We start from the raw sequence: 21492 nt of genomic DNA, 5'->3' as shown, positions 1-21492 counted from the left end.
CTGTACCTGCACGTCGGAGGGGCTGGGATGGTTCCATGCCGGGGAATCGGGCGACGGTGCTTGCGTCCGGCTCCCACGGCGGCCGATGCTCGTGGCACCGCCCCGGCGGCCGCCGGACGACCAGCCCGGCGGTGCCGGCGCACGGCTTTGACCTTCCATCACGCACACCTCACGGGGGACACCCATGCCCATCCGCACCCGGGCCGCCGCACTCACCGCGCTCACCGTCGCCGCGCTCGCCGCCGGCACCGTACTCACCGCACCGGCCGGCGCCGCACCGAAGGCCGTGCCGCCGAAGTTCCTCGCCGCCTCCGAACTGCCCCCGCACCCGTCGTCCGCCTGGACCGCGGGCCCGGTCACCGACGGCTTCCCGGTGGAGCTCGCGTACTGCCTGGGCGAGGGCGTACCGGCCTACGACTACCGGCACCGCGTCTTCCACACCGACCTCGACACGGGCGCCGTCCAGGTCACCGTCGTCACCGGCTCCGCCACCAAGGGCAAGGCGCTGGCCGCCCTGTTGAACAAGGAGATCCGTTCCTGCGCCGACCGGATCGAGGCGTCGGACCCGGAGGTCGAGGCCGAGGGCCGCTTCTACGGCACGCTGCCGGTCGAGGAGGGCGCGACGGTGCACGGACTGCACACCGAGGCGTCCTGGGGCGCCACGGACATCCACCTGCTGTCCGTGGGACGGGACGGCAGGACGGTGACCGTCGTCGGCTGGGGGCAGATGGGCGACTTCGACGACGCGCCGGTCGGCGCCTTCAAGAAGACGGCGAAGAAGGCCGTGAACAAGCTCTACTGACCCCGCACGTCCACCACGTCCACCACGACCACCGCGGAACGCCGGGGTCGTCCTCTCGCCACGGGGGTCGGGAGGACGGCCCCGCACACATACGTGGCCACTGCACTTCGGCCAACTACGCACCGTCCACGAGCCGTATGACTGCCGCGTGGGTGACCGGGCAATGATTCCCGTGAACGCGTTCAAGCAGTAGGGGGAACCGACATCGGCACGCGGGCGGGGGCCATGAAGAGTCAGGCTTCGGCGGCTCAGCTGAGGCGCACACTGGGACGGGCGGATCTGAGAGCGGTACCGGAGTCCCGCAGGGCACTGCGGGAACTGCTCGCGCACTGGGGCACGCCGGAGCGGTCCGCGGTCGCGGAGCTCCTCACCAGCGAGCTCGTCACCAACGCGCTGGTGCACACCGACGACGGGGCGGTGCTGACGGCCACCGTCGGACCCCGTGGGCTGCGGGTGGAAGTGCGGGACTTCGTGGCCCGTGATCCCCGGCCGCGCCTGCCGGGCGCCCACGAGGGCACCAACGGCCGGGGGTTGGTGCTGGTCGAGTCCCTCGCCGACGAGTGGGGCGTCAGGAAGCACGACGTGGGCAAGTCCGTCTGGTTCGAACTGGAGGCGGACGCCGCCTGAAGGGCCGTCGGCACGAGAGCGGGGGTGCGGCCCCGGGCGGGCCGCACCCCCGTCGGTCCGGCGGGTGACGTCAGCCGAACTGCTTCTCCAGGTCCTTGAGTTTGCGCTCCAGGGAGTCCAGGCGCGGCAGGGCCTGGGTGTCGTCCTCGGCGGTGAGGTCGACGGTCAGCGGGTCAGCGCCACCGGTGCGTACCGGCTGCAGGGAGTGACGCGCGCGGACGGGCAGGGCCTCCGACGCCGATATGGCAGGCTCCGCGGAGACCAGATCGTCGTCGCGCTCCACGGTCGCCGTCTCCAGCTCCCGCCCACCGCCGCCCCGGCCGGGCAGACCCCGGTGGCCGCGGCTGATCGCCTTCAGCCGGGCCCGCTCCAGCCGCTGCTGGTCCCGTCGGCGCTGCTTCGCCTCGTCCTTGCGGATCTTGTCCTCGCGGACCTCCTCGACCGCCTCGTCGAGGCTGCGCACGCCCTCGAGCAGCATCAGCGACCATGCGCGGTAGGTCTCCCGGGGGGCACGCAGCCAGCGCACGATACGGATCTGCGGGAGCGGACGCGGGACCAGGCCCTGCTCGCGCAGCGCGGCCCGCCGGGTCTGCTTCAGCGCACGGTCGAACAGGACCGCCGCCGACAGGGACATGCCCGCGAAGAAGTGCGGGGCGCCCGCGTGGCCGACGCCCCGGGGGGCGTGCACCCAGTTGAACCAGGCCGCCGCGAAGGCGAACGTCCATACGAGTATCCGCGAGCCGAGCGCCGCGTCACCGTGACTGGCCTCGCGCACGGCGAGCACCGAGCAGAACATCGCCGCGCCGTCCAGACCGAACGGGACGAGGTACTGCCAGCCGCCGGACAGGCCGAGGTTCTGCTCGCCGAAGCCGACCAGACCGTGGAAGGAGAGGGCGGCGGCGACCGCCGCACAGCAGAACAGCAGGACGTAGGAGACGGTGCCGTAGACGGCTTCCTTGCGCCGTCGGCGCTCCTCGCTGCGCTCCCAGGAGTCGTCCGCGCTCGTGTCCTTGACCGAGGAGCGCTTCCCGCGCGCCAGCACCGCCACCGCCGCCAGCATGCCGAGGAGCAGCACGGCGCCCGGAAGCAGCCAGTTCAGCGATATGTCGGTCAGTCTCATCTAGGGGTCCCTTGCATTGGGATAGGGCGTAACGCCCGCCATAGTGGCCCAATCCCGGCGGCCCTCAGGGGGTTTCGGGGCAAGAGGCCGCCACGGGAGCGCGAGGGGGTGCCCAGGGCGGCGATCTGCTCGAACTGCCGTATGAGGGGCGGGAGTTGAGTTCGAACAACATTACCCGTGCGGGTGGTTCCACGGATAGTTCCCGCGACGGGTGGGGGAATTGTGAAACACCCGTGACCTCCGCGGGGGCGTCACGAGGGTGATCCTACGGTCCGCAGAGGGGTGCCGTTGTCCGACGCGGCGTCAACTCGCCTGCGCGAGGGCGCTGGTGACCCGCGCGGTGGTGCCCTCCGTGCCGCAGGTGCGCGGGCAGGCGGCGCAGATGTCCGCGGGGCGCAGGGTGTAGAACATGCAGCAGCTGACCCGGTCCCGGGTGGGGCGCTCCCGCTCCGCGTCCGCTCCGGCCGGCCGGCGGAAGGCCGCCGCGCCGACGTACGGCTTGGTCGCTCCCGGCAGGAGCTGCTCCAGCTCGCGCAGTCCCCGCTCCTCCTCGCCGAGCAGCTGGGAGACGTACCACAGGCTCTCGACGATCTCGTCGGTCGCCATGCCCCACAGGGCGCGGCCGCGCCGGCGCATCCGGGGTCCGAAGCCGGTCAGTACGGGCTCGAGGTGCTGGGCGACCGCCGCACGCACCTCCGCGCGCAGCGCCTCCTCGTCGGGCACCACCCGGGCGCCGGGCAGGGCGGCGGCCGGGTCGTCGGGCAGGCAGGCGAATCCGTCCGGCCGGACGGCCATGCGGCCCACGGCGAGGCCGGTGGCCGTACGGTCGAACGAGACGTGTGTCACGGGATAGCGCGGTACGCGGCGGTGCAGGAACCACGGGACGGTGATCAGCAGGCAGGCGGGCCACGCGTAGCGGTGCAGGCCGAAGCTGGCGATCACGTCCGGGCGGGCCTGCAGGCCGTAGTCCCGCAGCACCTGGGTGTCGTCCCAGGCCAGGAACGTCTCCAGGGCGGCCCCGCCCTCGGCGAGGTCGGACGCGGTGACCCAGCCGCCGCCCCGCGGCGCCTCCTCGTCCGCGCCGAGCTCGGTGACGGCCAGGGCGGGGAAGGCCTCCGCCAGACGGGCGTACGCGTCCGCGACGGCCGAACCGGGCACAGGCATGGGGCCACCTTCACGTCTCGTGGAGCCGGGCAAAAAAAGGTAAGCCTCACCTTACCGAAGATCTCCGGGATGTGAACTGGCGCCCGGTGCGCCTATCGTGCTTGACGGTGGGGCGACAACCCGCCGTAATGGCCGCAAGTACCGACACGTCCGCAGGAGGACCTGGTGAAGCAGGACATGCAGGGCCCCGCGGAGGGGGCGGCCCAGGCGCGGCCCCGGCGGGTGCCCGTCCAGTGGGCCGCCCGGGGGACGGCGCAGCGGCAGGCGGGCGGCGGGAGCGGACGAGCGGGTGGCCGGGGCGTGGAGGACGGTGCTGCGCGCGGTGAGCACACGCACGGTGAGCCGCCGGCCCTTCCCCGTCCCCGGGCCGTCGTGCAGCGGTCCTCCGTGCGCGGGCAGGTCCTCGACGCGCTGCGCACCGCGCTGGTGACGGGTGAGCTGCGCCCCGGTGAGGTGTACTCGGCACCGGTGCTGGGCGAGCGGTTCGGTGTCTCCGCGACGCCCGTCCGGGAGGCCATGCAGCAGCTCACCCTGGAGGGCGCGGTCGAGGTCGTGCCCAACAGGGGGTTCCGGGTCGTCGAGCGCGGGATGCGGGAGCTGGCGGAGCTCGCCGAGGTGCGGGCGCTGATCGAGATGCCGGTGGTGCTGCGGCTGGCCCGTACGGTGCCGGCGGAGCGGTGGGCCGAGCTGCGGCCGCTCGCGGAGGCGACGGTGCGGGCGGCGTCCTCCGGGTGCCGGGCCACGTACGCGGAGTCCGATCGTGCGTTTCACCGTGCGGTGCTGGCTCTGGCGGGGAACGAGGAGCTGGTGCGGATCGCCGAGGATCTTCACCGGCGGGCTCAGTGGCCTTTGGTCGGGGGCGGGGTCGGTGGCGGGGCCGGTGGGCGGGGGCGTCCGGGGGAGCTGGTCGCGGATGCGCATGAGCACACGGCGCTGTTGGACGCGTTGATCGCGGGGGATCTGGACGTGGTGCGGGCGTTGGTGGGGGAGCACTTCAGCGGGGCGGGGTGAAGGGGGCGGGCGGGGGTGGTCGCCGGTTTTTCGCCCCCGCCGCCCCTTCCCTTCCCGTCCCTGGGGGCTGCGCCCCCAGACCCCCCTGCCGGCCCTGCGGGCCACGTCCTCAAACGCCGGACGGGCTGGGTGGGTGGATGACTCGTCCTCGACTGCCGGACGGGCTGGGTGGGTGGATGACTCGTCCTCGACTGCCGGACGGGCTGGGTGGGTGGATGACTCGTCCTGCGCCGGACGGGCTCAATGGGGCGGGCTGGGGCTATGCCGTTGCCGTTCCTGGGGCCGGCGGGGCGAGTTGGGTGGTCAGCCAGGTGGGGACGCCGCCGAGGAGGCGGAAGAGGCGGCGGGCCTCCTCGCGGAGGCGGGAGGCCTCCGGTTCGGTCTCCGTCTCGGCGAGGGAGACCAGGGCGGGGGCTGTGCCGACGAGGTAGCCCAACTCCTCGCGGATGCGGAGCGATTCGGCGAATCCCTGCCGCGCCTCAGTCAACTCCCCCTCGCGCAGCGCGAGTCCGGCGAGGTGGCGCCAGGTGGCCGACAGCAGCAGGGGGTCGGGGTGCGCGGTGGCGCCCGCGTGGGCGCGGCGGTAGGCGGCCCGCGCCGCCTGCGGCGAACGGGTGAGGTTCTCCGCGATGAGCCCGCGCCGGAAGTCCAGCAGCGCCCGCCCCGGCGCTCCCGGCGCGATCAGGGCCGCCGCCCGCCCGAGCGCGGCCCGCGCCTCGTCCGCCCGGTCGCGCACCCGGAACAGCGTGGCCGCGTAGGCCAGGCACCCGCGTTCACAAGCGGCCGCCCCCCGCTCGTCGTCACTGTGGGCCAGCGCCTCGGCCGTACGCAGCGCGTCCTCGGCCTCCTCCCACCCCGCCTCGGTGTAGAGGCACCGCTCGACCAGCAGCGACGCCCGCTGCAGGGCCGTTTCCGGGGTGTCGGGTGCGAGCAGCGCGGCGGCGTCGGCCCAGCAGGCACGGGAGCGAAGCCGCCACACCGCTGTCTGGAGAGGATCGTCATCGGCGGTCGTTCCGTCACCGGACATGGCGGTATGCGCCACGTTGCCCTCCCCGAGCACGCCATCGAGCTGTTGAGTGGTGGCCGCATCTCAGCACGAACCACACGGCCCGGCCAAGAGGGTGGGTGAAGGATTTCACAAAGTCGTGCGCCGCGTGTCCGAACCGCCCGGACGTGTTTCTCTTCGGCTCAACTCATGCGCAGGGCAAGGAAGAAGTCCAGCTTGTCCTCCAGCCGGGAGAGGTCGCGGCCGGTCAGCTGCTCGATGCGTCCGACGCGGTAGCGCAGCGTGTTGACGTGCAGGTGGAGACGGGAGGCGCAGCGGGTCCAGGACCCGTCGCAGTCGAGGAACGCCTCCAGGGTGGGGATCAGCTCGGCGCGGTGCCGGCGGTCGTACGCGCGCAGGGGGTCCAGGAGCCGGGCGGTGAAGGCGCGCCGTACGTCGTCGGGGACGAACGGGAGCAGCAGGACGTGCGAGGCGAGTTCCTGGTGGCCGGCCGCGCAGACCCGGCCCGGGCGTGCCGCGGCCACGCGCCGGGCGTGCCGTGCCTCCTCCAGCGCGCCGCGCAGCCCCTCCGCGGAGTGCACGGCGGCGGAGACGCCGAGGGTGAGCCGGCCGTCGCCGTCCAGGCCTGCCGTGAGCGGGTCGCGCACGGACTCCAGCAGCGCCTCGGCGAGCACCCCCGTAGCGGGGTGGTCGTCGTCGCCGGTCACCGCGGGCAGCGGTACCAGCGCGACCGCCTCGTCCCCGGTGTGCGCCACCGCGATGCGGTCGGCGTGCTCGGTCCCCGTCGACGCCGGGTCGACCAGGATCTCCTCCAGCAGTGCCTGCGCCACCGGGCCGCCGTCGCCCCCGTCGGACTCGCCGCCGTCCCAGTCGACGTGGGCCACCACGACCTGCCAGTGCGGTGCGGCGCCGAGTCCGGGCAGCAGCACCGGCGCGGCCACCCGCAGCCGCGCCGCGATCTCGGCGGGCGCGGCGCCCGCCTGGACCAGTTCCAGCACCTCCTGCGCGAGCCGGCGTCTCACCGTGCGCGCCGCGTCCCGGCGGTCGCGTTCCACGGCGATCAGCTGGGTGACGCCGTGCAGCAGGTCCAGCCGCTCCTCGGCCCAGTCCCCGGCGTCCGCCTCGACGGCCAGCAGCCAGTCGGACAGCACGCTCCCGCGCACGTCCCGCGCGTCCGCCGCGGAGCGCCCGCTGCCCCGTACGGGGAACACGCTGTACGTCGTCTGCCCCAGCGTCACCCGGTGCGGTCCGAGCCGGCCGGTGCGGGCGGCCGCGAGGTGCTCCGCGGCGAGCCGCGCGCACACCTCGGCGGGCAGCGTCGGCCCGTCCCCCGGAGCCCCGGCGACCCTCGATCCCGCGATCAGCCGGCCGGTGGGCGACAGCAGCCAGGCCCGCAGGTCCAGGTCGGTGCCGAGCAGGTCGAGCACCACGTCGGGGCCGCCGCCCGCCGGGCCGGAGGTCATCATCCGCCGGTGCCGGTCCACGACGGCCGCGAGGTCCCCGGCGCGCTCGCCGGAGACCTGCCGGACGACGTGCTCGGTGACGGTCGCGAAGGCCACCGACTCGTGCACCGCGAACAGCGGCAGCCGGTGCCGGGCGCAGGCCGCCACCAGGTCGTCCGGCACATCGCCCAGCTCGGCCGTACCGGCCGCGAGCGCGGCCACCCCGGCCTGGACCAGCAGCCGGACGAACGGCTCGGAGTCGGCGGCGTCCCGGCGCCAGGCCAGACCCGTGAGCACCAGTTCCCCACCGGAGAGGTAGCGGCTGGGGTCCCTCAGGTCGGTGGTCATCACGCCCCGCACACCGCGGTCCAGCTCCTCCTCGCCTCCGAGCAGCTTCAGGCCCAGCGCGTCGGTGTCCAGCAGTGCGCGCAGCCGCATTCTCGTCGCCGCCGTTCTCTGTTTTCCGGAGGAATGTGGGGAGGTTACGGAAGGCCTCCATTCATATGAATCTACAAGATGCCCGCGCTGGCCAGCCAACTCCTTCATGGCTTCCGTGACTGACCCATGCGGAGCACACGGCGGTGTACTGGGCCTCATCCGCGTGAAGACCGCATGAAGAGCCGGACCCGCCGCGGATCGACTCGGACCGTACATCCCACGAGACGAAGAAGAGAGCCGGTGGTCATGGACTTCCTTCGCCCCGCCAGCTGGGAGGAGGCGCTCGCCGCGAAGGCCGAGCACCCCGCCGCCGTGCCGATCGCGGGTGGCACCGACGTGATGGTCGAGATCAACTTCGATCACCGCCGGCCCCAGCACCTCATGGACCTGAACCGCATCGGCGACCTCGGGGAGTGGGAGGTCGGCGAGGACAGCGTACGGCTCGGCGCCTCCGTCCCGTACTCCCGGATCATGGAGCACCTGCGCACCGAGCTGCCGGGGCTCGCCCTCGCCTCGCACACGGTCGCCTCCCCGCAGATCCGCAACCGCGGCGGCGTCGGCGGCAACCTCGGCACCGCCTCCCCGGCCGGCGACGCCCACCCGGCGCTGCTCGCGGCCGGTGCCGAGGTCGAGGCCGAGTCGGTGCGCGGGTCGCGCCGCATCCCGATCGACGCGTTCTACACCGGCGTGAAGCGCAACGCGCTGGCGCCGGACGAGCTGATCCGCGCCGTCCACATCAAGAAGGCCGACGGCCCGCAGCAGTACTCCAAGGTCGGCACCCGCAACGCCATGGTCATCGCCGTGTGCGCCTTCGGCCTCGCCCTCCACCCGGGGACCCGGACGGTGCGCACGGGGATCGGCTCGGCCGCCCCGACGCCGATCCGGGCGCGGGCCGCCGAGGAGTTCCTGGACGCGGCCCTGGAGGAGGGCGGCTTCTGGGACAACGGGAAGATCATCACCCCGTCCCTGGCCAGGCGCTTCGCCGACCTGTGCGCCGCCGCCTGCAACCCCGTCGACGACGTCCGCGGCACCGCCGCCTACCGCCGCCACGCGGTCGGGGTCATGGCCCGCCGCACCCTGACCTGGACCTGGGAGTCGTACCGCGGCGCCCGCCGCACCACGGAGGGAGCCGCGTAATGCGCATCGACTTCACCGTCAACGGACGCCATCAGGAGGCCGACGACGTCTGGGAGGGCGAGTCCCTGCTGTACGTGCTCCGCGAGCGCCTCGGCCTGCCCGGTTCCAAGAACGCCTGCGAGCAGGGCGAGTGCGGCTCGTGCACCGTACGGCTCGACGGCGTGCCCGTGTGCGCGTGTCTCGTCGCCGCCGGCCAGGTCCAGGGCCGCGACGTCGTCACCGTGGAGGGCCTGGCCGACTTCGCCCGGCAGCGCTCCCGCAGCTCACCGGAGGTCACGGGCACCGGTTCGCGGACCGGTGAGGGCGGCGCGCTGGCCCCCGTCCAGCAGGCGTTCATCGACGCCGGCGCCGTGCAGTGCGGCTTCTGCACGCCGGGGCTGCTGGTCGCCGCCGACGAGATGCTGGAGCGCAACCCCGATCCGACCGACGCGGACATCCGCGAGGCCCTGTCCGGCAACCTGTGCCGCTGCACCGGCTACGAGACGATCATGGACGCGGTCCGTCTGGCGGCCGCCCGCCGGTCCGAGGGGGTCTGAGCATGCCGACGAACGGTGTTCCCACCAAGATCACCCAGGGCTCGGGCGCCAGGGGCGGCATCGGCGAGTCCACCCTCCGCCCGGACGGCACCCTCAAGGTCACCGGCGAGTTCGCGTACTCCTCCGACATGTGGCACGACGACATGCTCTGGGGCCAGATCCTGCGCTCCACCGTCGCCCACGCCGAGATCGTGTCCATCGACACGAGCCAGGCACTCGCCGTCCCGGGCGTGTACGCCGTCATGACGTACGACGACCTGCCCACCGACGTGAAGCACTACGGCCTGGAGATCCAGGACACCCCCGTCCTCGCCCACGGCAAGGTCCGCCACCACGGCGAACCGGTCGCGCTCGTCGCCGCCGACCACCCGGAGACCGCCCGCCGCGCCGCCGCGAAGATCCAGGTCGAGTACCGCGAGCTGCCCGTCGTCACCGACGAGGCCTCCGCCCTCGCCCCGGACGCGCCCCTCGTCCACGAGCACCGCGACGACCACCACCTCGCCCACCTCCCGCACCCCAACATCGTCCACCGGCAGCCCATCGTGCGCGGCGACGTGGCGTCCGCACGGGAGCGCGCGGACGTGATCGTCGAGGGCGAGTACACCTTCGGCATGCAGGACCAGGCCTTCCTCGGCCCCGAGTCCGGTCTCGCCGTCCCCGAGGAGGACGGCGGCGTGCACCTCTACATCGCCACCCAGTGGCTCCACTCCGACCTGCGCCAGATCGCGCCCGTGCTCGGCCTGCCCGCGGACAAGGTACGGATGACCCTGGCCGGCGTCGGCGGCGCCTTCGGCGGGCGCGAGGACCTGTCCATGCAGATCCACGCCTGCCTGCTCGCCCTGCGCACCGGCAAACCCGTCAAGATCGTCTACAACCGGTTCGAGTCCTTCTTCGGCCACGTCCACCGCCACCCGGCCCGGCTCTCCTACGAACACGGCGCCACCGCGGACGGCCGGCTCACCCACGTCAGGTGCCGCATCGTCCTCGACGGCGGCGCGTACGCCTCCGCCTCCCCGGCCGTGGTCGGCAACGCCTCCTCGCTCGGCATCGGCCCCTACGTCGTCGACGACGTCGACGTCGAGGCCCTCGCCCTCTACACCAACAACCCGCCCTGCGGCGCCATGCGCGGCTTCGGCGCGGTCCAGGCGTGCTTCGCCTACGAGGCCCAGATGGACAGGCTGGCGGCCCGGCTCGGCATGGACCCGGTGGAGTTCCGGCAGCTCAACGCCATGGAACAGGGCTCGCTCCTGCCCACGGGACAGACCGTCGACTCACCGGCCCCGGTCGCCGAACTCCTGCGCCGCGTCAAGGCGATGCCCATGCCGCCGGAGCGCCAGTGGGAGTCCAGCGAGGGCGCCGACGTGCGCCGGCTCCCGGGCGGCCTGTCCAACACCACGCACGGCGAGGGTGTCGTCCGGGGTGTCGGTTACGCGGTCGGCATCAAGAACGTCGGCTTCTCCGAGGGCTTCGACGACTACTCCACCGCCCGCGTCCGCATGGAGGTCGTGGGCGGTGATCCGGTCGCCACCGTGCACACCGCGATGGCGGAGGTCGGCCAGGGCGGCGTCACCGTCCACGCGCAGATCGTGCGCACCGAGCTGGGCGTCGCCCAGGTGACGATCCACCCCGCCGACACCCGGGTCGGGTCGGCCGGTTCGACCTCGGCGTCCCGGCAGACGTACGTCACCGGGGGCGCGGTCAGGAACGCCTGCGAACTGGTCCGTGAGCGGGTGCTGGAACTCGGCCGGCGCAGGTTCGGCTCGTACCACCCGGCCTGGGCGACCGCGGAACTCCTCCTGGAGGGCGGCAAGGTCGTCACCGACGGCGGCGAGGTGCTCGCCGACCTGGTGGACGTCCTCGGCGAGGAGGCCGTCGAGGTCGAGGAGGAGTGGCGGCACCGGCCGACCGAACCCTTCGACCTGCGCACCGGCCAGGGCGACGGCCACGTCCAGTACTCCTTCGCCGCGCACCGGGCCGTCGTCGAGGTCGACACCGAACTCGGCCTGGTCAAGGTCGTCGAACTGGCCTGCGCGCAGGACGTCGGCAAGGCGCTCAACCCGCTGTCCGTGATCGGCCAGATCCAGGGCGGCACCACCCAGGGCCTGGGCGTGGCGGTCATGGAGGAGATCGTCGTCGACCCGAGGACCGCGAAGGTGCGCAACCCGTCCTTCACGGACTACCTCATCCCCACCATCCTCGACACGCCGGCCATCCCCGTCGACGTGCTCGAACTCGCCGACGACCACGCCCCGTACGGGCTGCGCGGCGTCGGCGAAGCGCCCACCCTGTCGTCCACGCCGGCGGTCCTGGCGGCCATCCGCGACGCCACGGGCCTCGCCCTCGACAGGACCCCCGTCCGTCCGGAACACCTCACGGGCACCGGGTGAGCACGCGGCCGTCGCGGGCGGTCGTGCTTCCCCCCGTGCAACCGGAGCCGAGGAGACCGAGACATGCTGGACATCGCCGAGGAGCTGGACCGGTGGGCCGGGCAGGGCCGTGACTTCGCGGTCGCCACCGTGGTGGCGGTCGGCGGCAGCGCGCCCCGCCCACCGGGCGCCGCGCTCGCGGTCGACACCGACGGCACGGCCGTCGGATCGGTCTCCGGCGGATGCGTGGAGGGCGCGGTGTACGAGCTGTGCGAGCAGGCGCTGAGGGACGGCGAACCGGTCCTCGAACGCTTCGGCTACAGCGACGAGGACGCCTTCGCCGTCGGTCTGACCTGCGGCGGTGTCATCGACGTCCTGGTCACTCCGGTACGCGCCGCGGATCCCGCCCGCCCGGTGCTGGCGGCCGCCCTGACCGCGGCGGCGCGGGGGGAGGCGGTGGCGGTGGCGCGGATTGTCAGCGGCCCGGCGGAACTGACGGGCCGCGCGCTGACGGTCCGTCCCGACGGCTCGTACGAGGGCGGCTTCGGCGCCCGCCCGGAACTGGACCGTACGGTGGCCGCCGAGGCGGGCGCCCTCCTGGACGCCGGCCGCACCGGCACCCTGGAGATCGGGGAGCGGGGCTCGCGCCGCGGCGCACCGCTCACCGTCCTGGTCGAGTCCTCCGTCCCCCCGCCCCGGATGATCGTCTTCGGTGCGATCGACTTCGCGGCCGCACTGGTACGGGTCGGCAAGTTCCTCGGCCACCACGTCACGGTGTGCGACGCGCGCCCCGTGTTCGCCACGCGGGCCCGCTTCCCCGAGGCCGACGAGATCGTCGTCGACTGGCCGCACACGTACCTGGAGCGCACCGCCGTGGACGCCCGGACGGTCCTGTGCGTCCTGACGCACGACCCCAAGTTCGACGTACCGTTGCTGAAGCTCGCCCTGCGCCTGCCGGTCGCCTACGTCGGCGCGATGGGCTCCCGCCGCACCCACCTGGACCGCAGCGCCCGCTTGCGCGAGGTCGGGGTGACCGACCGGGAACTGGCCCGCCTCAGGTCACCGATCGGCCTGGACCTCGGCGCCCGTACGCCGCAGGAGACGGCCCTGTCCATCGCCGCGGAGATCGTCGCGAACCGCCGCGGCGGCAGCGGGACCTCCCTCACCGGCGCCCACACCCCGATCCACCACGGCGACCCGGCCGGACCCGCGGGCCCGCCCGGGTCGCCGTGGTGTGACCAGGTCAGCGGGGAACGTCCTGCCTCGACGTGACGGTGCCCGTGAGGCGCCGCCCCGGTCTCACGCCCTGCGGAGCAGCCGGTTCACCGCACGGCCGAAGAGGTGACGGCCCGCACGGGCCAGTGCGGCGTCGCCGAAGGCGGGCAGGAAGCGGACCCGGATGTCCTCCCGCCACACCACCCGTGCCCGGCCCCCGGGTCCCGGCAGGACCTCGATCTCCGCCCAGCCGGTGACGACGCGGCCCCGCTTCTCCAGGCGGCACACCCCGGGGGTGTCGCCCACCGGGGGCTGCCACACCGTCACTTCCATCGGGTCGTCGAAGGAGAGCGGGCCCAGACCCGTGCGGGCGACGAAGACGGTGCCCTCACCCGTGGGCGGGGGAGTGGTCACCGTGACCCTGGTCATCGGCACCACATCACCGTGGCGGGGCCACGTCGTGAGCCTGCGCCAGGCCTCGTCGAGGGGGAGGGGCGCCGTGCGCTGAAGCTGGAAGGTGGCCACGGGATAATCCTAGGAAACCCCGGCCGGCCGGCGGTGCCCGGCGGTGCGGCTCACCCGTCCGGCCCAGCGGTCCGCGGCTCTCACCGGTACACCTTGCCCGGCTCGGCCTTCCCGGGCGCGAGGAGCTGCGGCACCGTCACGAACACATAGCCGCGCTTCTTCAGCGCGTCGATGATGCCGGGCACGGCGGGGACGGTTCCGTCGTAGATGTCGTGGAGGAGGATGATGCCGTCGCGGGAGGCCTGGGCGAGGACGCGGCGGGTGATCAGGTCGGAGTCGGTGGTCCGGTAGTCCTTCGCCGTCACGCTCCACAGGACCTCCGACAGGCCCAGCTCGCGGCTGATCTCCTGCACGGTGTCGTTCGTCCGCCCCTGGGGCGGGCGCATCAGGGTGGGGCGGCGGCCGGTGAGGCGTTCTATCTCCTCGTTGGTGCGCCGGAGTTCCTCGCGTATCTCGTCCGGCTCCAGCTCCGTCAGGATGCGGTGGGTCCAGGTGTGACTGGCCACCTCGTGGCCCTCGTCGGCCATCCGTCGCACCAGCTCCGGGTACCTGTCGATGTGCCGTCTGCCCAGGAGGAAGAAGGTCGCGGGCACCTGCTCGTCCTTCAGGATGTCCAGCAGCCGCGCGGAGTTCTCGCCGGGGCCGGCGTCGAAGGTCAGCGCGATGCACTTGACCTCGCGGCAGTCGACGGTGCCGAAGCGGGCCTGGACGTCGGTGCTGCGGACGGCGCTGGGGGCGGTCGTCTCCACCTGCGCGCAGCCGCTCAGCGGCAGCGTGAGCGCCGCGACCGCGGCCAGTGCCGACGCCCCCCGGAACGCGGCCCCCGGTCTTCTCGTCTTCCTGGTCAGAAAAGGCATGGCCGGACTATACATTTTGTCTATAAATCGTATGTATAGTCCGATTCGCGTGCCCGCGTGCGAGGTGGCGCGGGCATGTGAGAGTCGTCACGCGGTACGGGCGGCGGTGACCTGATCGGCGCGCAAAAGCCCCCTCTCCGGTCGTAGTGGGACAAGCTGTCTCCAAGTGTTTGAGACAACCGCGAACGCGGCACTCGCGTCCGGGTAGGTCCTCACGCCTCTCAGGGACGGAGCACAGCCCCGATGCGCAGTCCTGGTACCGGAGCCCGGGGGAGGAGGGCGTCCGTATGACGTCGTACGCCGTCGTGATCCCCACGCTGGTGGGGGACGCCCTCCCCGACTGCCTCGCCGCCCTGGCAGCGGCGAACGGGCCGCGCCCCGACGAGATCGTCCTCGTGGACGACCGGCCCGGCCCCGAGCCCTCGCCGGACGCGATGGGCCACGCGCTGAGCGTCCTGGGTGACCTGCGGGAGCGCACCACCGTCCTGACCGGCGCAGGCCGCGGCCCCGCCGCCGCGCGCAACCGCGGGCTGCGCGCCGTGACCGCGCCCTGGGTCGCCTTCCTCCACGACGACGTCCAGGTCGGCGCGCACTGGTGCGCCCAACTGGTGCGGGACCTCCAGGAGGCGTCCCCCGACACCGCCGGCGTCCAGGGCGTCATCACCGTGCCGCTGCCCCGGGGGCGCCGCCCCACCGAAGGGGAACGCGGCACCGACGGGCTCGCCCGGGCCCGATGGGCCACCGCCGACATGGCCTACCGCACCGAGGCGCTGAAGCAGGCCGGCGGATTCGACGAACGCTTCTCCCGGGCCTTCCGCGAGGACGCCGACCTGGCGCTGCGCCTCCTCGACGCCGGCTGGCGCATCCGCCGGGGCCGCCGCGCCACCCTGTGCCCGGTGCGCCCCGCCTCCCGCTGGGCGTCGGTGGTACAGCAGCGCGGCAACGCCGACGACGCCCTGATGCGCCGGCTGCACGGACCCGACTGGTGGGACAAGGCGGTCGCACCGCGCGGCCGGATCCGCCGGCACGCCGCGATCACCGCCGCCTGTCTGCTCGGCGCGACCGGACACCGCCGGGCGGCCACCGCCTGCGCGCTCGGCTGGGCCGCGGGAACCGCGGAGTTCGCCCGCGCCCGCATCGGTCCCGGACCGCGCACCCGCGAGGAGGTGACGACGGTCCTGGCCACCAGCGTGGCCATACCGCCCGCCGCGACCTGGCACCGGCTGGCCGGGGCCTGGCGCCACCGCAACGTCCCCGCCCGGCAGGGGGCGGACCGGTGAGCCCGGTGGAGGCGGTCCTCTTCGACCGCGACGGCACACTGGTCCACGACGTCCCCTACAACGGCGACCCCGCGCGCGTACGGCCCGTCGCCGGAGCCCGCGCGGCGCTGGACGCCCTGCGCGCCCGCGGCATCCGCACCGGCGTCGTCACCAACCAGTCCGGCATCGCCCGCGGACTGCTCACCGAGGCCGACGCCCACCGCGTCAACCGGCGCGTCGACGAACTCCTCGGCCCCTTCGACGTATGGGCCCTGTGCCCGCACGGCCCCGACGACTGCTGCCCGTGCCGCAAACCCCGGCCGGGGATGGTGCTGTGGGCGGCGGCCCGGATCGGCGCGGACCCGGCCGACTGCGTGGTCATCGGCGACATCGGCGCCGACATGGAGGCCGCCCGCCGGGCCGGCGCCCACGGCATCCTCGTCCCCACCCCACAGACCCGCCCCGAGGAGACGGCCGCGGCCCCCCACGTCGCCCCGGACCTCCCGGCAGCGGTACGCCTGCTCCTCGACACCCCGCCCCGGGACCGCGTCCCGGACCCCCCGCGCCCCGCCGCCCACGACCAGGGCCCACCGCCGGGACGCGGCGCCCCCGGAGGCCGGGCGGGCCCCGATCCTGATCCGCGCGCTCGCTCGTCCGCCGGTCCGGCCGGGTACCGGACGGGGCCGCCCGCCGACGGCGGTGACGAGGGCCCGGCGGCGTCCGGCCCGGGCGGCCCGGGCAACGGCCCGGCGCACGTAACGGCTGCGGAGGCGACCGGGGGCACCGCGCCCCGGACGCCGCGGCGCCGCCTCGCCGTCGACTCCGCGCCGCCCCGGACACCGCGGCGCCGCCCCGCGCCCGCTCCGGCCCACGACGGACCGGCCCCGCAGGGGAGGGGCGCGTGAAAGCCCTCGTCACCCGGCTCGACAGTTTCGGCGACGTCCTGCTCGCCGGGCCCGCCGTGCGTGCCGTCGCCGCCCGGGCGAGCCACGTCACCCTGCTCTGCGGACCGCACGGCGAACCCGCCGCCCGGCTGCTGCCCGGCGTCGACGAGGTGCTGGTCTGGGAGTCCCCCTGGACCGGGTTCCAGCCGCCCGAGGTCAGCCGTGCGTCCACCGAGTCGCTGATCGCCGCCGTCGACGCCGACACCGCGCTCGTCCTCACCTCCTTCCACCAGTCGCCCCTGCCCACCGCCCTGCTGCTGCGCCTGGCCGGCGTCGGTCTCATCGCGGCCGACAGCGAGGACTACCCGGGCTCCCTGCTCGACGTACGGCACCACCGCGCCCCCCACGCCCACGAGGCCGAGGCCGCCCTCGACCTCGCCGAGGCCGCCGGCTTCCCCCGGCCCGACGACACACGGCTGCGGGTCCTCCCGCCGCCCCCGGCCGAGCGGCTGACCGGCCCCGGCGGGTACGTCGTCGTCCACCCGGGCGCCAGCGTGCCCGCCCGGGCCTGGAGTCCCGGCCGGTGCGCGCAGACGGTGCGCGAACTCACCGCCGCCGGACGCAGGGTCGTGGTCACCGGCGGCGCGGGGGAGCGGGAGCTGACCGCGTACGTGGCCGGCGGCCGTGCCGTCGACCTCGGCGGCCGTACCGGCGCCGCCGAACTGGCCGGGGTGCTCGCCGGAGCCGACTGCGTGGTCACCGGCAACACCGGCCCCGCCCACCTCGCCGCCGCCGTCGGCACCCCGGTGGTGTCCCTCTTCTCCCCGGTCGTCCCCGCCGAACGCTGGCGGCCCTACGGCGTGCCCTACGTCCTCCTCGGCGACCAGCGGGCCCCGTGCGCCGGCACCAGGGCCCGGCAGTGCCCCGTACCGGGCCACCCGTGCCTGGAGGAGGTCACCGCGCACGACGTCGTCGCCGCCGTCGACAAACTCGCGGAGGTTCCCCGGTGAGCGGCCGCCCGGAAGGCACTCCGGCGGCCTCCACGGCCCCGCCGCGCCTCCTCGTCCTGCGCGCCCTCGGCCTCGGGGACCTGCTGGCCGGCGTCCCCGCGCTCCGGGCACTGCGCCGGGCCCACCCCCGCCACGAGCTCGTCCTGGCCGCCCCCGCCGGACTCGCGCCCGCCGCCGGGGCCTGCGGAGCCGTCGACCGGCTGCTGCCCGCCTCCGCGCCCTCCCGGGCCGTGCCGCGCACCCTCGGCTGGACCGGCCCGCCCCCGGACGTCGCGGTCGACCTGCACGGCAACGGACCCCCCAGCCACCGCCTGCTGCAGTCCCTGCGCCCCGCCCGGCTGCTGGCGTTCGCCCACCCCGGAACCCCGGACATCGAGGGCCCCGCCTGGTACGCCGGGGAACACGAGCGGGACCGCTGGTGCCGGCTGCTGCGGTGGTACGGCATCGACGCCGACCCCACCGACCTGCTGCTGCCCCGCCCGCCCACCGCCTCCCCCGCCCCCGGAGCGGTGGTCCTGCACCCCGGCGCCGGTTCTCCCGCCCGCTGCTGGCCGGTCGAACGGTACGCCGCCGTCGCGACCGCCCTGCGCGCACGCGGCCGCCGCGTCGTGGTCACCGGCGGAGCGGCCGAGGACGACCTGGTCGCACGCCTCGCCAAGCGGGCCGGCCTGCCCGACACCGACGTCTTCGCCGGCGGACCGCCCTTCGCCCTGCTCTCCGCTCTCCTCGCGGACGCCCGGGCCGTCGTCAGCGGCGACACCGGCATCGCCCACCTGGCGGTCGCCCACGCCACCCCGACCGTCACCCTGTTCGGCCCGGTCCCACCCGGCCAGTGGGGCCCTCCCGCGCTGCCGCGCCACATCGCGCTGTCGCACGGCCCGCCGGGCGACCCCCACGGCGACCGCCCCGACCCGGCCCTCCTGCGCATCACCCCCGACGAGGTCCTCCACGCCCTGACCCGCCTGCCCGAGGAAGACGCCCCATGACGGACCACCGCCCCCTCGGCGTCGTCATCGCCACCCGGAACCGCTGCGGCCGCCTCGCCGGCACCCTGCGCCGGCTGCTGGAGCTGCCCGAACGCCCGGAGATCCTGGTCGCCGACAACGCCTCCACCGACGGCACCCGGGACATGGTCACCCGCGACTTCCCCCAGGTGCGCCTCCTGGCGCTCCCCGGGAACCACGGTGCCCTGGCCCGCAACCACGGGACCCGCGCCCTCACCACCCCGTACGTGGCGTTCAGCGACGACGACTCCTGGTGGGCGCCCGGCTCGCTCGGCCGGGCGGCCCAACTGCTCGACGCCCATCCCCGCCTCGGTCTGATCGCCGCCCGGACGCTCGTCGGCCCGGCCGAGACACCGGACCCCCTCAACGACGTCCTCGCCCGCTCACCGCTCGGCCCGGCCACCGACCTCCCCGGCACCCAGGTGCTGGGCTTCCTCGCCTGCGGCGCCGTCGTCCGCCGCAGCGCCTACCTCGACGCCGGCGGATTCCACCGCCTGCTCTTCTTCGGCGGCGAGGAGACCCTGCTCGCCTACGACCTCGCCGCGCGCGGCTGGGGCGTCACCCACTGCCCCGACGTCGTCGCCCACCACCACCCGGCCCCCGCACCCCGCGCCGGCCGCCCCGCGCTCCAGCGCCGCAACGCGACGCTGACCGCCTGGCTGCGCCGCCCCGTCCCGTACGCCCTCGCCCGCACCGGGGCGCTCGCCGCGGACGCCCGCGGCGACCACCACGCACGGCGCGCCCTGCGCGAGGTCCTCGTCCGGCTGCCCGCCGCCCTGCGCGACCGCAGGCCCCTGCCCCCGCAGGTGGAACGGGCCGCCCGACTCCTGGAGGGGGCGACCGCATGACCGACCCGCGCACCACCGTCGTCGTCATCACCCACAACCGGCGCCCCGAACTCCTGCGCACCCTCCGCCACCTCGCCGCACTCCCCGAGAAGCCGCGGGTGATCGTCACCGACAACGGCTCCACCGACGGCACCGCCGAAGCCGTCGCCCGCCACCACCCCGGCGTGCGGCTGCTCCGCCCCGGCCGCAACCTCGGCGCCGTCGGCCGCAACCTCGCCGTGCGCGAGGTCCGCACGCCGTACGTCGCCTTCTGCGACGACGACTCGTGGTGGTCGCCCGGCTCGCTGGCCGGCGCCGCCGACCTGCTCGACCGGCACCCGGCGCTCGGCACGGTCACCGCCCGGATCGTCGTCGAACCAGACGGCACCGAGGACCCCATCGTCCGCGAGCTGCGCGACTCGCCCCTGCCCCGGCCGTCCTGGCTGCCCGGCCCGGCGCTCGGCTCGTTCCTGGCCGCCGCGACCGTCCTGCGCACCGACGCCTTCCGCACCGCCGGCGGGTTCCACCCGAGGCTCTGGCTGGGCGGCGAGGAGGAGCTGCTGGCCGCCGACCTCGCGGCCGACGGATGGTGGCTCACCTACGCCGACGGGCTGACGGTCCACCACCAGGCCTCGACGGCCCGGGACCCCACCCTGCGCCGCAGGCACGGCATCCGCAACACCCTGTGGTTCACCTGGCTGCGCCGCCCGGCCGGGCCCGCGCTGCGCCGCACCCTGAACCTGGCGCGCACCGTCCCGCGCGACACCGTCTCCCTGCTCGCCTTCGCCGAGGCGGCGGCCGCCCTGCCCTGGGTCCTGCGCGAACGCCGCGTCCTGCCCCGGGAGGTGGAGTCCAGGCTGCGTCTCCTCGAACCGTCCCAGCGCGGCTCCACGGCCCGCCGCTACACCGGCTGAGCCGCGCGGCTCAGCCCCCGCACGCTCACTCGCCGGACCACCGGCACAGCAGCCGGAACCCCGCGAAGAGCGTCAGCGGCCACAGGGCGGCGAAGGAGCAGATCGCCCACGGAGCCGAGGTGACCATGCCGGTCACCATCAGCGTGACGGAGACCGCGAACAGAACCGCGACGGTCCGTCCGTGCGGGTGGAAGCACGCGATCCGCGTCACCAGGTGCGTCACGTCGGGGCCCCGGCGGATCCTCAGCGTGCGCAGCCGCCGGTCGAGTCGGCGGTCACGGCGCAGGGCCCGCTCGATCCCGTCGAGGACGTGCTGCTCGTGTCCGGAAAGCCGACCGATGGACACCGTCTCTCCTTCGAAACGACCGCGAGACGCCTGAGCGCCCGACAGGACCGGCGACTATCCGGCGCCGGCGCGGGCTGCCAGCACCTCCGCCAGACGGTCCGCCCCGTCCGGCGCCCGGCCGTCCCGGAACGCGTCACGGATCTGCCGCGCGGCCACCCGCCCCGATGTCAGACACCAGTACCACCAGCGTTCCAGCCGGCGTTCGTCCACCTGCTCGGCGGACAGCAGCGCCGGCCAGCCGCAGGCCCGGGCCTGCGCGCTCACCTTGGCGCCGCCCGCCACCGGGTCCACCGCCAGCACCGGGGTGCCGACGCGCAGCGCGAGCACCAGCCCGTGCAGCCGGTCGGTGACGACGAGGTCGAGGCGCGCCAGCACCGACTGCACCTGCGCGGGTGTCGCGCTCAGGTGCCAGTCACGGGTGTCCAGCCGGGTCTCCAGCTCCAGCCGGGCGCAGTCCTTCCCGGCCAGCCAGCGGGTCACCGCGTCCGCGACCTGCCCGTGCCGGCGCCGCTCCCCGTACTCCTGCTGCCCGTGGGTGAGGATCACCCCGACCACGGGCCGCGCGGGCACCGCCGGGGCGTGGGCCGCCAGGTCCTCGGACGGCTCGCGGCCGGGGGCGTCCCGCGCCAGCACACGGTGGAAGCCGGCCGCGGCCGGGTCCACCGGGTCGATCACCGACGTCCCCACGGCGATGCGCACGCAGTGTGCGAAGCGCCGGTGCAGTTCCTCGATCTGCGGTCCGTGCAGCGGCCCGCACACGAACACCAGGTGGGAGTAGTCATGGGGCCTCACGTCGTCGAGGTGCAGCGCGTCCGGCAGGAAGCCGGGGCTCCAGGCGACGTCGTAGGCCGTCCCGGAGCCCAGCAGCACCTCCTCCACGCGGCGCAGTGCCAGCACGTCACCGGCGGTGGCCTCGCCGTCGCGGAAGCTGAACCACCCGGTCAGCAGGACCTTCCCCGGCACGGAGCGTTCTCGTTCGTCCACGGGGCCCCGGGTGCCCCA

At 74.8% G+C, this 21492-nt stretch carries 21 protein-coding genes; 13 read left to right on the top strand and 8 right to left on the bottom strand.

The features are described 5' to 3' along the window. Positions 1-184: 184 nt before the first annotated feature. On the top strand, positions 185-802 hold the full coding sequence (locus tag ACZ6A9_RS12380; protein ID WP_468983374.1) for a hypothetical protein: 618 nt from the start codon (positions 185-187) through the stop codon (positions 800-802). Positions 803-1027: 225 nt separating this feature from the next. After that, entirely contained in the window at positions 1028-1429 is a 402-nt protein-coding gene (locus tag ACZ6A9_RS12375) for an ATP-binding protein (RefSeq protein WP_468983368.1), read from the top strand. Positions 1430-1499: 70 nt separating this feature from the next. On the opposite strand, the gene ACZ6A9_RS12370 is transcribed toward ACZ6A9_RS12375, so the two are convergent. Then, positions 1500-2549 (bottom strand): DUF2637 domain-containing protein, encoded by a 1050-nt coding sequence (locus ACZ6A9_RS12370; protein WP_468983365.1) that lies wholly within the window; start codon positions 2547-2549, stop codon positions 1500-1502. Between the two features lie 303 nt (positions 2550-2852). Next, positions 2853-3713, bottom strand: a complete 861-nt coding sequence (locus ACZ6A9_RS12365; RefSeq protein ID WP_468983363.1) for a (2Fe-2S)-binding protein — start codon at positions 3711-3713, stop codon at positions 2853-2855. Between the two features lie 177 nt (positions 3714-3890). Between ACZ6A9_RS12365 and ACZ6A9_RS12360 the strand changes: the two genes are divergently transcribed. Next, positions 3891-4724 (top strand): GntR family transcriptional regulator, encoded by an 834-nt coding sequence (locus ACZ6A9_RS12360; protein ID WP_468984577.1) that lies wholly within the window; start codon positions 3891-3893, stop codon positions 4722-4724. Positions 4725-4983: 259 nt separating this feature from the next. Here ACZ6A9_RS12360 and ACZ6A9_RS12355 read toward each other — a convergent pair whose 3' ends face one another. Beyond that, positions 4984-5751, bottom strand: coding sequence for a hypothetical protein (locus ACZ6A9_RS12355; protein WP_468984573.1), 768 nt, complete (start codon positions 5749-5751; stop codon positions 4984-4986). A gap of 161 nt (positions 5752-5912) precedes the next feature. Continuing rightward, positions 5913-7610, bottom strand: coding sequence for a PucR family transcriptional regulator (locus tag ACZ6A9_RS12350; protein ID WP_468983360.1), 1698 nt, complete (start codon positions 7608-7610; stop codon positions 5913-5915). Positions 7611-7856: 246 nt separating this feature from the next. Here ACZ6A9_RS12350 and ACZ6A9_RS12345 point away from each other — a divergent pair, with 246 nt between their 5' ends. The 4 genes from ACZ6A9_RS12345 (at position 7857) to ACZ6A9_RS12330 (ending at position 12921) form a co-directional block, all read left to right on the top strand. Further along, positions 7857-8747, top strand: coding sequence for an FAD binding domain-containing protein (locus tag ACZ6A9_RS12345; RefSeq protein ID WP_468983357.1), 891 nt, complete (start codon positions 7857-7859; stop codon positions 8745-8747). After that, complete coding sequence (locus tag ACZ6A9_RS12340; RefSeq protein ID WP_468983355.1) at positions 8747-9283, top strand: (2Fe-2S)-binding protein; 537 nt, start codon at positions 8747-8749, stop codon at positions 9281-9283. The genes ACZ6A9_RS12345 and ACZ6A9_RS12340 overlap by 1 nt, the downstream gene beginning before the upstream one ends. A 2-nt stretch (positions 9284-9285) precedes the next feature. After that, a complete protein-coding gene (locus ACZ6A9_RS12335) occupies positions 9286-11670 on the top strand; it encodes a xanthine dehydrogenase family protein molybdopterin-binding subunit (protein WP_468983352.1) in 2385 nt (794 codons plus the stop codon). A gap of 63 nt (positions 11671-11733) precedes the next feature. Next, positions 11734-12921: an XdhC family protein gene (locus ACZ6A9_RS12330; RefSeq protein WP_468983349.1), complete on the top strand. Its 1188-nt coding sequence runs from the start codon at positions 11734-11736 to the stop codon at positions 12919-12921. A gap of 27 nt (positions 12922-12948) precedes the next feature. Here the strand turns inward: ACZ6A9_RS12330 and ACZ6A9_RS12325 are convergent, their stop codons facing one another. Together ACZ6A9_RS12325 and ACZ6A9_RS12320 are read right to left on the bottom strand one after the other, a co-directional pair. Next, a complete protein-coding gene (locus ACZ6A9_RS12325; protein WP_468983344.1) occupies positions 12949-13389 on the bottom strand; it encodes an SRPBCC family protein in 441 nt (146 codons plus the stop codon). An 80-nt stretch (positions 13390-13469) separates the two neighbouring features. After that, on the bottom strand, positions 13470-14246 hold the full coding sequence (locus ACZ6A9_RS12320; protein WP_468983341.1) for a polysaccharide deacetylase family protein: 777 nt from the start codon (positions 14244-14246) through the stop codon (positions 13470-13472). 287 nt (positions 14247-14533) lie between these two features. Between ACZ6A9_RS12320 and ACZ6A9_RS12315 the strand changes: the two genes are divergently transcribed. From ACZ6A9_RS12315 to ACZ6A9_RS12290, 6 genes are read left to right on the top strand one after another with little or no spacing between them, the layout of a single operon-like run. Continuing rightward, a complete protein-coding gene (locus tag ACZ6A9_RS12315) occupies positions 14534-15526 on the top strand; it encodes a glycosyltransferase family 2 protein (protein WP_468983338.1) in 993 nt (330 codons plus the stop codon). Next, positions 15523-16410, top strand: coding sequence for a D-glycero-alpha-D-manno-heptose-1,7-bisphosphate 7-phosphatase (locus tag ACZ6A9_RS12310; RefSeq protein ID WP_468983334.1), 888 nt, complete (start codon positions 15523-15525; stop codon positions 16408-16410). The genes ACZ6A9_RS12315 and ACZ6A9_RS12310 overlap by 4 nt, the downstream gene beginning before the upstream one ends. Further along, positions 16407-17399, top strand: a complete 993-nt coding sequence (locus ACZ6A9_RS12305; protein ID WP_468983332.1) for a glycosyltransferase family 9 protein — start codon at positions 16407-16409, stop codon at positions 17397-17399. Before ACZ6A9_RS12310 ends, ACZ6A9_RS12305 begins: the two co-directional genes overlap by 4 nt. After that, positions 17396-18385 (top strand): glycosyltransferase family 9 protein, encoded by a 990-nt coding sequence (locus ACZ6A9_RS12300; protein ID WP_468983330.1) that lies wholly within the window; start codon positions 17396-17398, stop codon positions 18383-18385. The genes ACZ6A9_RS12305 and ACZ6A9_RS12300 overlap by 4 nt, the downstream gene beginning before the upstream one ends. Continuing rightward, positions 18382-19251 (top strand): glycosyltransferase family 2 protein, encoded by an 870-nt coding sequence (locus ACZ6A9_RS12295; protein WP_468983327.1) that lies wholly within the window; start codon positions 18382-18384, stop codon positions 19249-19251. The genes ACZ6A9_RS12300 and ACZ6A9_RS12295 overlap by 4 nt, the downstream gene beginning before the upstream one ends. Beyond that, positions 19248-20144, top strand: coding sequence for a glycosyltransferase family 2 protein (locus tag ACZ6A9_RS12290; protein ID WP_468983323.1), 897 nt, complete (start codon positions 19248-19250; stop codon positions 20142-20144). The genes ACZ6A9_RS12295 and ACZ6A9_RS12290 overlap by 4 nt, the downstream gene beginning before the upstream one ends. Before the next feature lie 25 nt (positions 20145-20169). Here the strand turns inward: ACZ6A9_RS12290 and ACZ6A9_RS12285 are convergent, their stop codons facing one another. Continuing rightward, positions 20170-20490 (bottom strand): DUF3040 domain-containing protein, encoded by a 321-nt coding sequence (locus ACZ6A9_RS12285; protein WP_468983320.1) that lies wholly within the window; start codon positions 20488-20490, stop codon positions 20170-20172. Positions 20491-20544: 54 nt separating this feature from the next. Next, positions 20545-21474 (bottom strand): polysaccharide pyruvyl transferase family protein, encoded by a 930-nt coding sequence (locus tag ACZ6A9_RS12280; RefSeq protein WP_468983318.1) that lies wholly within the window; start codon positions 21472-21474, stop codon positions 20545-20547. Positions 21475-21492: the final 18 nt, after the last annotated feature.

It is taken from the genome of Streptomyces sp. NPDC041124, assembly GCF_055592385.1.
Note: the sequence above shows the minus strand (reverse complement) of the source record. Positions and strands in the feature narration are given on the sequence as shown.